Consider the following 12,179-nt stretch of genomic DNA (forward strand, 5'->3'; position numbering starts at 1 on the left):
AGCCGGCGCGGCCTCGCGGCGACGCCGGCTCTGAACGGTGGTAAATGATCAGCGCGACACGAAGCAGGTGCCGCCGGCCGCCTTGTAGTTGGTGCACAGATTGATCGCGTCGTTGCGCGACTGGGCCGGGACCCGGACTCGGTAGAAAGTGCCCTTGCCGGCGATCTGCGCCTTGACGATGTTGGCTGTGCGTCCGGCGAGCACACTTCCGTAACGGCGCTGCAGGTCCTGGTAGGTGGACTGGGCGCTTTCAACCGTCGGCTGCGAAGCGATCTGCATCGACCACGAGCCGCCGCCTGCCGCCGCCGGATCGATGGAGGCGACCTGGTCGGGCTTGACCTCGCCGACGATATCGACCGGCTGATCGGACGGACGCGGCGGCGCCACCGGCACCTTCGCCGGCGTGTTGGCGGACTGGACCCTGGCTTCGGTCTTCGCCGCGGCGGCTGGCTTCACCGCGGCGGCAGCGCGTTGGTCATCACCGCCCTGGTCGGCAGCCTGATCGGTTGCCGGCGTGACGGCGCCTGTCGGCTGGGCATCGCCCTGCCCGGCGGAAGCGACGTGCTGCGGCGCCGGATCGGTCGGTTCGGTTGCCGCGACCTGCGGCGCGGGAGCCGGATCCTCGCGCGGAACCAGCGAGCCGTCAGGCTTCACCATCATGGTCTTCACCTTGCGCGGCGCCACGGCGACGACATCGTTGTTGGTCCCCTTGTCTGCCTCCTGCAGAACCTGGGCGATGCGGTCTTCCGATTTCGGCGCCGGAGCGGCCTGCTGTGGGGTTGCGGGGGCGGCGGCCTGGGCGTCAGCCGGCGCTGCTGCGTCCGGTGCGGGCGCTGCGGCCTCCGGTGCCGGCGCTGCGGCTTCCGGAGCCGGCGCTGCTTCGGCCGGTGCCGGCGCGGCTGCGGCCGGTGCCGGCGCGGCTGCGGCCGGAGCTGCTGTGTCCGGAACCGGCGCTGCCGCGGCCGCATTGCCGGCTGAGTTGGTGCCAGGCGCGGCGTCGGTGTCGTCAGGCGAAAGGTCGACGATCCGGCTCTGCGCCGGTTCCTTCGACGCCACGTCGATAGGTTCCTCGGTGTTGGTCACCAGTTTCTGCTGCGCCGGTTCGGCGGGCTTGGCCGCCCCACCCTTGGCCACGGCGTCATAGACTTTGTTGTCCTGGTTCGGCACCACGGTGCCGCCCGGGTTTTGCGGCTTGACCTTGATCGGCGAATTGTCTGCCTTCACGATCACGGGCGCTTCGCTGCCGCCCTTGCCGCCAAAGGAGAAGGCGAGAGCGCCGAGACCGCCCGCGACCACAACGGCGCCGACGAGCGCGGCAAGCATCATGCCACGGCTTCGCGGCTTCGCGGCTTCGCGCTCGGCAAAGCCGGGCACAGTCATCGCTTCGTCGAGCTCAGGATCGTAGTCAAGTTCGTCGACGGCGAAGTCGTCCGCCTGCGAGACCGGCCGGCTGCCGGGCAAATCGTCTGCATCGAATTGGCTTGCAGCTGCGGCATAGGACAGGGTCGCCGGTGCAGCGGCCGTCTCGGCCCGCAACTCGCGGCGGTCGTAGCCGGTCTTGAGCCCGGCATTGTGGGAGTCGTCCTCATAGCCCCGGCTCTGCACAGGCGCCTGAGCGATCTCGGTTGCGTTCATCTCGCTAAGCAAGCCGGCAAACTCGGCATCGAGATCGTCATAGGCAGGCGCCGCAGGCTGATCCTCCTCGAAGCTGAGCTCCGGAATGTCTAGGTCGTCGGCCAACGCCACCACGCGCTCCGGCACGTCGACCGTCTCGACATCGGGCATTTCCTCCTGCTGGCGAGACTGCGGCGCCGCGGCTGGCTTGGCGTAATCGGAATAGTCCCTCGCCGGCTCCTCACGATAGGCAGGCGCCGACATCTGCGGCGCCGGGGCCGGCGTGGCGTAACCGGCATAGTCCTTCGCCGGCTCCTCACGATCGGCAGGCGCTGACATCTGCGGCGCCGGGGCCGGCGTGGCGTAACCGGCATAGTCCTTCGCCGGCTCCGCACGATAGGCAGGCGTCGGCATCTGCGGCGCCGGCTTGGCGTATGCGGAATAATCCTTCACCGGTTCGTAGGCAGGGGCCGCGGTTTGCGGCGCCGTAGCCGCAGGCTGCGTGGCATAAGAGGCGTGCACCGGCGCTGCGACCGGGGTCACGCGGCTCCACGACTTTGGCGGTTCGGCAGGCGCGACAGGCGCGTCCATCTCGATGCCCTTGGCGAAGGCGGCGTCGAAAGCCTCGTCATCGAAATCTATGCTGGGTTCGGCATCCTGTTCGGAAGCCGCGCCTTCGAAGCCCTGCCGGTCGAGTTCGCCGGCGAGCAGCCTATCGAGATCGGCATCGGCGGACTGGGCGATCTGCGTGCCGTAGGCGGGCTCGTTGCGTGCGTCGAGGTCCCAATCGAGCTCATCGCCCACGCCAGCCTTCTGGTCGGTGTCGCCAGCCGGCTGAACGACCGACCGCGGTGCCGATGCGGCGGCCGGAACAGGAGCAACCGGGACCGGCGCAACCGGAAATGGCCGCGCCGTCATGGCGCCAAGCAGCGCATTGAGTTCGTCTTCCAGGCTGCGCTCGCCTGCGGCCGGCTTAGCCGGGTCGACTGCCGCAACCGGCGGAACCGGTGCCGATGCAGAAGGAGCAGGCTCGGCAAATGGCGGCTCCGCCGCGGCGACGGGCTCGGCAGCCGGCGCTTCCGATTCCCCAGACGGCACGTTGTCGAAATTGAGTTCGAAATCGTCTCCGAAGACCTCTTCAGCCGCAGCCTCGTGACCGGCGACCGGTTCAGGATCGACAGCCGGGCCTTCCGGCTCCTCGGCAAGCGCGTCACGGAAGCTGAGCTCGAAATCGTCTTCGAAGACCTGATCGGCTACAGCTCCGTGATCGGGTTGGGGATCGAAGGCGGGCTCGGGATCGGCGGCGAAATGCTCGGCCTCAACAGGCGCCTCGAGAGCCGGCGATGGCTCGTCATCGACCGACAGTTCCTGCTCCAGGATCAGGTGCTGCGGCTGATCGATATCCATGGCGATATCAGCCGTCGCCTGCTCAAATTGGGCCTGATCAGATTGGGCCTGATCGAAATGGGCCTGATCAACTGCGGCCCGAACGAATTCGGCCTGATCGGACCCACTCTCGTAGTCTTCAGCGGCGATCGGCTGGTCGACAGCGGCGTGAGCCTCGATCGGCTGCACGTCGGCGCCTTCGGGCTCAATATCACGGTCATCGAAGGCCAACTCGTCCTCGAGCGACATCTGGACCGCAGTGTCGAAATCGGCGTCGAACGCCGTCTCGTCCGCAGGCTCAAGGACAGCAGGCTCGACAGCCGCAGGCTCGGCGGCCGCGGCGGCGCTCTCGTCCGTGTCAGGCTGGTCGTCGATCCAGAAGCCCTCATCCAGCGAGGCCGCCATTTCCTGGTCGACGGAAAGCTCGTCCTGCACGGGCGAGACTTCCAACGAACGCGCGACCGCCTTCTCGAAATCATCGTCGTATGCCGTGTCCGCGGCCGGCTCCGGCGCTGGGGGCGTGGCAACAGCGGGCGTGGCAAAATGGGCGTGATCCGCCGCATCGTCAAAGACGAAATCCCGTTCGAGAGAAGCGGCGAGCTCGTCGTCGCTGAGAGTGGCAGCCCAGTAAGCCGGCGCAGCCTGGGCAGCCTGCTGCGCCACCGGCTCGCTTTCCTCGGCAATGTCGAAGTCGCCCATCAGCTCCTTTTCGAGGTCGATGTCGAAGTCGGCCCCATCGGCAGCCTGGTTCGCGGGCGCAGCCTTTGCGGTCGCCGGCGACTGCGGCCTGACCGGTTGACGCGGATCGAAACCCATGATGCGGGTCAGTTCGGCGAACGGATCGTCGTCGGCGATATGATTGCTTGCGGCTACTTTCAGCTGGGTTCTGTCTGCCATTATTGTTCCCGAACTCGCACACAGTCGGACGCCATGGACGTCGCGCAGGGTTGGCCCTTACCAGCGCAATGTGGGCAAAAGGTGACAGGCTTTTTAGTCAAACCTAACGCATTTCGGTAGGCGCATCAGCTCCTATCAGCGTCAGGCCGGAGGTCAAAACATCCGAAACAGCCTGCACCAGCCCCAGTCTGGCATACGTCAATTGTGGGTCGTTAACCTTAACAAAACGTAAGTCTGGGTTGTCGGTGCCCCGATTCCAGTGTGCGTGGAAGCTCGACGCCAGATCGTAGAGGTAGAATGCCAGCCGGTGCGGCTCCAGCGCAAGCGCCGCGGATTCGATTAGCCGTGGATATTCAGCGAGTTTCCGGATCAGGCCGATTTCGCCCTCGTCCGTCAGCGACGCAACCGAGGCCACAAGCCGGTCGCGGTCGAAATTCGCTTCGCCCAATTGCTCGCTCGCCTGCCGGAACACCGAGTGGGAGCGCGCGGAAGCGTATTGCACGTAGAACACCGGATTGTCCTTGGACTGCTCGGTGACCTTGGCGAAGTCGAAATCGAGCGGCGCATCATTCTTGCGGTAGAGCATCATGAAGCGGATCGGGTCGCGGCCGACCTCCTCCACCACGTCGCGCAGCGTGACGAAATCCCCTGACCGCTTCGACATCCGGACCGGCTCGCCGTCGCGGAACAGCTTCACCAGTTGGCAGAGCAGGACCGTGAGCTTGACCGTGTCGCCGGCGACCGCGCGCGCCAGCGCTTCGAGCCGCTTGACGTAACCGCCATGGTCGGCGCCGAGCACATAGATGAGATCGACGAAGCCGCGCTCGACCTTGTCCTTGAGATAGGCGACGTCCGCGGCGAAATAGGTGAAAGAGCCGTCCGACTTCACCAGCGCCCGGTCCATGTCGTCGCCGACCGCGGTCGAGCGGAACAGCGTCTGCTCGCGGTCTTCCCAGTCGTCCGGCTTCTCGCCCTTCGGCGGCGGCAGCTTGCCCTTGTAGATATGACCCTTCAGCGTCAGGTCGGCGATTGCCGCGCGGATCTTCTTGGCGTTGTCGGCATGCAGCGTGCGTTCGGAGAAGAACACGTCGTGATGCACGTTGAGCAGCGCCAGATCCTCTCGGATCATCGCCATCATCGCGTCGACCGTGCGATCCTTGACGATCGCCAGCGCCTCGTCTTCCGGCATCTCCAGCAGGCCGAGGCCGAACTGTTCGGCCAGCGCCTGGCCGACGGGTATCAGATAGTCGCCTGGATAAAGGCCTGGCGGAATCTCGCCGACGGCTTCGCCGAGCGCCTCGCGATAGCGCAGCATGGCCGAACGTCCAAGCACGTCGATCTGCGAGCCGGCATCGTTGATGACATATTCCTTGGTCACGTCGTAGCCGGCGAAGGCCATCAGGTTGGCTAAAGTGTCGCCGACGACGGCGCCCCGGCAATGGCCGACATGCATCGGGCCGGTCGGATTGGCCGAGACATACTCGACGTTGGCCTTGCGGCCGCCGCCTATCTTGGAGCGGCCATAGTTGCGGCCCTCGCTGAGCAGCACTGCCAAATGCGCCTGCCAGAAGCCGTCCTTCAGCCGGAGATTGACGAAGCCCGGGCCGGCAACATCGGCGGAAGCGATGTCGGCATCGCTGCGCAGCGCTGCGGTCAGCTGCTCGGCCAGCGCGCGCGGGTTCTGGCCGGTGGGCTTTGCCAGCACCATCGCCGCATTGGTGGCAAGGTCGCCATGACTGGCGTCGCGCGGCGGCTCGACCGCGATGCGCGACAGATCCAGCGCTCCGCCATCCTTGTCCTTCAGATCAAGGGCTTCGACGGCTTTTACGATCCGCGCGTTGAAATCGGCGAAGATATTCATCGGGTATGCTCTGGGCTTTAAGAGGGACCGGCTGCTTGGCCGACAAAATCGTGGCTCGCCCTAGCCCAAATCCGGCGTATGGTCAAACAATCGCCTGTGCTCCTTGAGCGCATAGGTATCGGTCATTCCGGCCAGGAAATCGGCGACGCTGCGCGCCTTGATGCGATCCTGCGCCCTGTCGAGCCCTTCGCGCCAGCCGTCCGGCATGGCGCGCGGGTCGGCGAAATAGACATCGAACAGGTCGCGGACGATCTGCTCGGCGTCGGCCCGCACGCGCATCACTTCGGCATGCCGGTAGAGATGCTTGTAAAGAAAGGCCTTCAGCTCCTTTTCGGCTGCCGCCATCTCGGCCGAGAAGGTGACCATCGTCTCACCCGCGGCCCTCACCGCATCGGCGCTGTCCGGCTTGAGGCGCTCGATATTGTCGGCAGCGGCAGCAATGACATCCTCCACCATCAGCGTGATCTGCCGCCGCATCAGCTCGTGGCCGGTGCGAACGTCGTCGAGTTGCGGGTAGCGGGCGCGCACGCCACTCAGGATCGAGCCCGGCAGGCCGATGTCTTCCAGCATGTCCAGCGTCAGCAGGCCGGCACGCAGGCCGTCGTCGATGTCATGCGTGTTGTAGGCGATATCGTCGGCGATCGCGGCGCACTGCGCCTCGATGCCGGCGAAGCGGTCGAGCTCGAGGTCGTGCAGTGCGGAATAGTCGCGGACCGCCTGCGGCACGGGGCCCTTGAGCCCCTTCCCGCTTGCATCGGTAAGCGGCCCGTTATGCTTGACCAGCCCTTCCAGCGTCTCCCAGCTGAGGTTCAACCCGTCGAACTCGGCATAGCGCCGCTCGAGCCGGGTGACGACGCGCAGCGACTGCGCGTTGTGGTCGAAGCCGCCCCAGCCGGCCATCTTTTCGTTCAGCGCCTCCTCGCCGGTATGGCCGAAAGGCGTGTGACCGAAATCGTGCACCAAGGCCACTGCCTCCGCCAGATCCTCGTCGCCGCGCAGCGCGCGTGCCAGGGCGCGGGCAATCTGCGCCACCTCGATCGAATGCGTCAGCCGGGTGCGGTAGTGATCGCCCTCATGCGCAATGAACACCTGCGTCTTGTGCTTCAGCCGGCGGAAGGCGGTGGAATGGATGATGCGGTCGCGGTCACGCTGGAATGGCGTCCGGGTCGGACTTTCCGGCTCATCGAACAGGCGGCCGCGCGAGCGCGCCGGATCGCTCGCGTAAACGGCGCGCGGCCGGTAGCCGAAACCGATCTCGCCGAGAGCATCCTTGCCCATTCGCCCACCAGTTGACTTGCCCCCGTCCGCTTCATACCTATCATGGGAAACCGAAAGCAAGGTGACGCCGATGGGCGCGGATGCCAAGACTGCCATGAAGGTCGAGATGACCGAAGCGGCCGCGAAGCGGATCGCCAGGATTCTGGCCGGCGAGCCGGGCAAGAATGCCTTGCGTGTATCCGTCGAAGGCGGCGGCTGCTCCGGCTTCTCCTACAGGTTCGATCTCGTCGATAGTCGCAACGACGACGACGTGGCCATCGAGAAGGATGGCGCCACGATCCTCATCGACGACCTCTCGCTGGTCTATATGGGCGGCTCGGTCATCGACTTCGTCGACGACCTTATGGGTCAGTCTTTCCAGATCCGAAACCCGAACGCTGTCGCCTCCTGCGGCTGCGGCACCAGCTTCTCCGTCTAGCGGGCCGCCATGCGCACGATAGGCGCGGTCCGTCAGGTCGCGCTGTCGGCCGGGCGCGATCTCGATAGAACGCTGGCTTTCTGGCACGATGTGCTCGGCATGAGCGTGCATGCGCGCTACGATCCGCCGGGCATCGCCTTCATCATCGCGGGCGGCGTGCGGCTGTTTTTTGGCGACGGCGTGCCCCCCGGCACCGTCTATCTCGATATTGCCGGCCTCGAGGCCTTCCATGCCGAGGCGAAAGCCGCCGGTGTTCCTTTCACCGCGTCGCCGGCGCTGGTCCATCGCGACACCGAGGGCCGGTTCGGTCCGGCCGGGGAAAGCGAATGGATGGCCTTTCTAAAGGATCCGGCAGGCAATACGATCGGCCTCGTCGAGCGCCTTGCGCCGGAAGAACATTGAGGTCCGCATGAAGATCGTCACCTGGAATATCAACGGCGTTCGCGCCCGCATCGGCAACCTCACCCACTGGCTGACCGAGAGCGCGCCGGACATCGTGTGCCTGCAGGAGATCAAGACGGTCGACGACCAGTTCCCGCGCGCCGAGATCGAGGCGCTGGGCTATAATGTCGAGACCAACGGGCAGAAGAGCTTCAACGGCGTCGCTCTCCTGTCGAAGCTGCCCTTCGACGAGGTTAATCGCGGTTTGCCTGGCGACGATGCCGACGACCACGCGCGCTTCATCGAAGGCGTCTTCTCGACCGATAAGGGCGCGCTGCGGGTCGCCTCCCTCTATCTGCCGAACGGCAACCCAGTCGATGACGAGCGGAAGTTTTCCTACAAGCTGTCATGGATGGCGAGGCTGGAGCGCTGGGCGGAAGAGCGGCTGAGGCTCGAGGAAGCGCTGGTGCTGGCCGGGGACTACAACGTCATCCCCGAGCCCGCCGACGCCAGGTTCCCCGAAAACTGGCGCAGTGACGCGCTATTCCAGCCTCAGACGCGGCAGGCCTTCCGCCGCCTGAAGAATCTCGGCTTCACGGAGGCCGTGCGCGCTGTGACCGATTCGCCGGATGTCTATACTTTCTGGGACTATCAGGCCGGCGCCTGGCAGAAGAACAACGGCATCCGCATCGACCATCTGTTGCTGTCTCCCGAAGCCGCTAACCGCTTCTCGTCGGCCTCGGTTGAAAAGCACGTCCGCGCCTGGGAAAAACCTTCCGACCATGTGCCAGTGGCCATCGATCTGCGCTTGCAGCCGGCCTGAAGGCGCTGCTTGCGGACTCTTGCCGAACCCTGATGTCGCCACAAATCGTGTGTCTGATGCGGGATTGTTGCGGGGTTCGATGGCGATCCGATTTGTTCTTTGCCCGGTCGGCCTTGCGCTGGCATTTGCCGCGCCGGCGCTCGCGGCCCCGGAGTGTCTTGCCAACGGCAAATCGTTCAAGCTCGGTGAGACGGCCTGCCTGACCATTGCCGGCGAAAGTCACCTCGCCCGCTGCGACATGGTTCTCAACAACACGTCCTGGACGAAGGTCCAGGACGACTGCCCCGGCGAGAATCAGGCGCCGAAACTGCACCCGACCTCGATCACGGCGCCGACGGAACCTACCGAAAATTGAAGCCGAAGCTGCGGCCTACTGGTCGCCGTTGTTGCCCTTGGTCAGGATGTCGTCGGCGAGCGAAATCGCCGTGCGACGGTCGGCTTCGCCAGCCGCGGCGAAGGCCTCTTCCTGCATGCTGCGGATCCAGGGCTGATCCGCCGGCGGGGCACGCTCCAAGGCAGCCGTCATCATCGCCAGGCCGCGCACGATCTTGCCGCTCTGGAACAACAGGTTGCCGAGCGTCGCCTGCGCACCGGCATGGCCTTTTTCGGCCGCGAGTTGCAGCCAGCGCCCAGCCTGTTTGACGCTGGCCTTCACGCCGCCCTCGCCTTTGAGGAACATCTGACCGATCTCGAACTGGGCGTTCGGGTTGCGGTAGTTGGCGGCGGCGCGCATGTAGTATTCCTGCGCCGCAACCTCGTTCTCCTCGACCGGGCTGCCGGGGATACCTTTGCGCAGATAGTCGCCGAGCGCGACAAGCGCGTCGGAGACATAGCTTTCCTCGGGCGAGCCGGGCTCGACATCTTGGTCGACGATCTCCGAGAAGAACTTGAAGGCCGCATAGTCGTCGCGGGCCACGCCGTCGCCCTGGGCATACATGCGCGCAAGTTTCCAGGTGGCCCCGATCTGGCCGTTCTCGGCGGCATATTTATAGGCCTCGACCGCTTGATCCTTGTGGCCGTTCTTGTAGGCGGAGAAGCCGAACTGGAACACCGCCCACGGGCTCGACTGCGGCTTGACCCCGGTCTTGTCGTCGAACACCTTGTCGTCGAAGGCCATGACCTGCCCGACGGCGCCCAAGGTCGCCACCGCGACCAGTGCCGGCAAGACAAATGACCTCAACACCTCAAATGTCCGCATAGCAGTGTGTTTCTTTTGCACCGCCCGGATGGGTGACCGCGCCGTCGCGGGCCGACCCTACGGTCTGCGCATATTTCCAGATCGCGCCGGACTGATAGTCGGTCTTGCGCGCCTTCCATTTCTTTGCCCGGGCCGCCAGCTCGGCATCCGACAGCGCCACCTCGATCGTGCCACTCACGGCGTCGATAGAGATCACGTCGCCATTCTTGATGAGCCCGATCGGCCCGCCGACCGCCGCCTCCGGCCCGACATGGCCGATGCAGAAACCACGTGTAGCACCGGAAAAACGCCCGTCGGTGATCAGCGCCACTTTGCCGCCCATGCCCTGGCCGTAGAGCGCTGCCGTCGTCGACAGCATCTCGCGCATGCCCGGACCGCCGCGCGGCCCCTCGTAGCGGATGACGAGGACCTCGCCCTCCCGGTAATTGCGCTGCGTGACCGCTTCGAAGCACTCCTCTTCCGAATCGAAGCAGCGCGCCGGGCCTGAGAATTTCAGCTCCGACATGCCGGCGATCTTGACGATCGCGCCTTCGGGGGCGAGGTTGCCCTTCAAGCCCACAACGCCGCCTGTCTTGGTGATTGGCCGATTGGCGGGACGCACAACATCCTGGCTCTCATTCCAGGCAACGTGCTCCATGTTTTCGGCCAAAGTGCGGCCAGTGACCGTCATGCAGTCGCCATGCAGATAGCCGTGGTCGAGCAGCGTCTTCATCAAGAGCGGAATGCCGCCGGCCTCGAACATGTCCTTGGCGACATATTTGCCGCCGGGCTTGAGGTCGGCGATATAGGGCGTCTTTTCGAAGATCGCCGCCACGTCGAAGAGGTCGAACTTGAGACCCGCCTCATGCGCGATCGCCGGCAGATGCAGCGCCGCATTGGTCGAGCCGCCGGTGGCCGACACGACCGTCGCAGCATTCTCCAACGCCTTGCGGGTAACGATGTCGCGCGGCCGGATGTTTTTCGCGATCAGCTCCATGACCTTTTCGCCGGAGGCGAAATTGAACCGGTCGCGCATTTCGTAGGGCGCAGGCGCGCCGCAGGAATAGGGCAAGGCCAGCCCGATCGCCTCGGCGACCGTCGCCATGGTGTTGGCGGTGAACTGGGCGCCGCACGACCCTGCCGACGGACAGGCTGCCTGCTCGATCTCGAGCAGCTCGGCATCGGAGATCGTGCCGACCGAATGCTGCCCGACCGCCTCGAACACATCCTGCACGGTGATCTGCCTTCCGCGGTAGCTGCCGGGCAGGATCGAACCGCCATAAATGAAGATCGACGGCACGTTGAGCCGCACCATCGCCATCATCATGCCGGGCAGCGATTTGTCGCAGCCGGCAAGCCCGACCAGCGCGTCATAGCAATGGCCGCGCATGGTGAGCTCGACTGAATCGGCGATCACCTCGCGCGACACCAGGGACGACTTCATGCCCTGGTGGCCCATGGCGATACCGTCCGTGACGGTGATGGTGCAGAATTCGCGCGGCGTGCCATTGGCGGCCGCGACGCCCTTCTTCACCACCTGCGCCTGGCGCATCAGGGAGATGTTGCAGGGAGCGGCCTCGTTCCAGCAGCTGGCGACGCCGACCAGCGGCTGCGCGATCTCGGCCGCCGACAGTCCCATGGCGTAAAGGTATGAACGATGTGGTGCGCGCGCCGGACCTTCGGTCACGTAGCGGCTGGGCAGCTTGGCCTTGGAGATTGCCTTGGCGTCCATCGTCGTCCTTGCCGCACACCCCGCGGCCGGTCCCATCGCCGAGCCAACCTGGCACGCATCCCGAGACCTATTCGAGTTGCTCCGGGTTTATGGCGGGAAATGGGCAGTTCCCTCGGCTAGCCTTTTAGCTTCGGGGTTGTTCATCAACTGTTGCTGAAACGTCACAATCGTCTGAAGCGCCGGCTGTGCAGCTAATTTGCAACACAGGATCGGCCAACCAGCCCAGGCCGTTGATCGCCCGATAGAGAAAGGCCGGGCGGTGCCCGGCCTCAGACTGCTGACGAACCCCGTCGATTTTCGGCGGGGTTTTGTTTTGCAGATTGATTGCGCTTGGGAAATTGGTGGCGGGAGCGGATGTCAATGCCGCAACGACCGTCCACCGTGCGGTGATCGAGATAGAAGAAGCCCTTGGGCTTGCCCTCGCGCACCATGTAGCCGGCCTCCGGATCGGCGCGCGAGACCTTGGTCTGCTTGACCGGCGGCTTGCGCTCTTTCTGCTTCAGCGGCTTCTGACCGCGCAACAGATGATCGGCCGGAACCAGCTGATCCAACGTCACCATCTCAAGCGCGGTCTGTTCAGGGGCGGGTCGCTTCAACATGACCCAGTGAATC

9 protein-coding genes and 1 pseudogene are annotated in these 12,179 nt (G+C 65.1%); 4 read left to right on the plus strand and 6 right to left on the minus strand.

Going from position 1 to position 12,179, the window contains the following annotated elements; translation table 11 throughout:
- Window positions 1–48 precede the first annotated feature (48 nt).
- The 3 genes from CK222_RS22215 to CK222_RS22225 all read right to left on the minus strand — a co-directional run bounded on the left by CK222_RS22215 (window position 49) and on the right by CK222_RS22225 (window position 7,036).
- A complete protein-coding gene (locus tag CK222_RS22215; RefSeq protein WP_095801865.1) occupies window positions 49–3,897 on the minus strand; it encodes an SPOR domain-containing protein in 3,849 nt (1,282 codons plus the stop codon).
- Window positions 3,898–4,000: 103 nt separating this feature from the next.
- Complete coding sequence (argS, locus tag CK222_RS22220; RefSeq protein WP_095801866.1) at window positions 4,001–5,758, minus strand: arginine--tRNA ligase; 1,758 nt, start codon at window positions 5,756–5,758, stop codon at window positions 4,001–4,003.
- 60 nt (window positions 5,759–5,818) lie between these two features.
- Window positions 5,819–7,036: a deoxyguanosinetriphosphate triphosphohydrolase gene (locus CK222_RS22225; protein ID WP_095801867.1), complete on the minus strand. Its 1,218-nt coding sequence runs from the start codon at window positions 7,034–7,036 to the stop codon at window positions 5,819–5,821.
- Between the two features lie 70 nt (window positions 7,037–7,106).
- Between CK222_RS22225 and erpA the strand changes: the two genes are divergently transcribed.
- The 4 genes from erpA to CK222_RS22245 all read left to right on the plus strand — a co-directional run bounded on the left by erpA (window position 7,107) and on the right by CK222_RS22245 (window position 9,013).
- Complete coding sequence (erpA, locus tag CK222_RS22230; RefSeq protein ID WP_095801868.1) at window positions 7,107–7,454, plus strand: iron-sulfur cluster insertion protein ErpA; 348 nt, start codon at window positions 7,107–7,109, stop codon at window positions 7,452–7,454.
- Window positions 7,455–7,463: 9 nt separating this feature from the next.
- Window positions 7,464–7,856, plus strand: coding sequence for a VOC family protein (locus CK222_RS22235; RefSeq protein WP_095801869.1), 393 nt, complete (start codon window positions 7,464–7,466; stop codon window positions 7,854–7,856).
- A gap of 7 nt (window positions 7,857–7,863) precedes the next feature.
- Window positions 7,864–8,658, plus strand: a complete 795-nt coding sequence (xth, locus tag CK222_RS22240) for an exodeoxyribonuclease III (RefSeq protein ID WP_067329529.1) — start codon at window positions 7,864–7,866, stop codon at window positions 8,656–8,658.
- A gap of 79 nt (window positions 8,659–8,737) precedes the next feature.
- Window positions 8,738–9,013 carry a hypothetical protein gene (locus CK222_RS22245; RefSeq protein WP_066999955.1) on the plus strand — a complete coding sequence of 92 codons (276 nt, stop codon included), beginning with the start codon at window positions 8,738–8,740 and terminating at the stop codon, window positions 9,011–9,013.
- A 15-nt stretch (window positions 9,014–9,028) separates the two neighbouring features.
- On the opposite strand, the gene CK222_RS22250 is transcribed toward CK222_RS22245, so the two are convergent.
- From CK222_RS22250 to CK222_RS22260, 3 genes and pseudogenes are all read right to left on the minus strand, one after another.
- Window positions 9,029–9,856, minus strand: coding sequence for a tetratricopeptide repeat protein (locus CK222_RS22250; RefSeq protein ID WP_066999951.1), 828 nt, complete (start codon window positions 9,854–9,856; stop codon window positions 9,029–9,031).
- Complete coding sequence (gene ilvD / locus CK222_RS22255) at window positions 9,843–11,567, minus strand: dihydroxy-acid dehydratase (RefSeq protein ID WP_095801870.1); 1,725 nt, start codon at window positions 11,565–11,567, stop codon at window positions 9,843–9,845. The genes CK222_RS22250 and ilvD overlap by 14 nt, the downstream gene beginning before the upstream one ends.
- Before the next feature lie 368 nt (window positions 11,568–11,935).
- Window positions 11,936–12,082, minus strand: a pseudogene (locus tag CK222_RS22260) (IS5/IS1182 family transposase); the annotation flags it as partial.
- Window positions 12,083–12,179: the final 97 nt, after the last annotated feature.

This window comes from Mesorhizobium sp. WSM3866 (assembly GCF_002294795.1).
Lineage (GTDB): Bacteria > Pseudomonadota > Alphaproteobacteria > Rhizobiales > Rhizobiaceae > Mesorhizobium.

Bases quoted from the DNA above. Each gene is read 5' to 3' on its own strand.
- CK222_RS22215 (WP_095801865.1), bottom strand. From the start codon at position 3,897: ATGGCAGACAGAACCCAGCTGAAAGTAGCCGCAAGCAATCATATCGCC.
- argS (WP_095801866.1), bottom strand. From the start codon at position 5,758: ATGAATATCTTCGCCGATTTCAACGCGCGGATCGTAAAAGCCGTCGAA.
- CK222_RS22225 (WP_095801867.1), bottom strand. From the start codon at position 7,036: ATGGGCAAGGATGCTCTCGGCGAGATCGGTTTCGGCTACCGGCCGCGC.
- erpA (WP_095801868.1), top strand. From the start codon at position 7,107: ATGGGCGCGGATGCCAAGACTGCCATGAAGGTCGAGATGACCGAAGCG.
- CK222_RS22235 (WP_095801869.1), top strand. From the start codon at position 7,464: ATGCGCACGATAGGCGCGGTCCGTCAGGTCGCGCTGTCGGCCGGGCGC.
- xth (WP_067329529.1), top strand. From the start codon at position 7,864: ATGAAGATCGTCACCTGGAATATCAACGGCGTTCGCGCCCGCATCGGC.
- CK222_RS22245 (WP_066999955.1), top strand. From the start codon at position 8,738: ATGGCGATCCGATTTGTTCTTTGCCCGGTCGGCCTTGCGCTGGCATTT.
- CK222_RS22250 (WP_066999951.1), bottom strand. From the start codon at position 9,856: ATGCGGACATTTGAGGTGTTGAGGTCATTTGTCTTGCCGGCACTGGTC.
- ilvD (WP_095801870.1), bottom strand. From the start codon at position 11,567: ATGGACGCCAAGGCAATCTCCAAGGCCAAGCTGCCCAGCCGCTACGTG.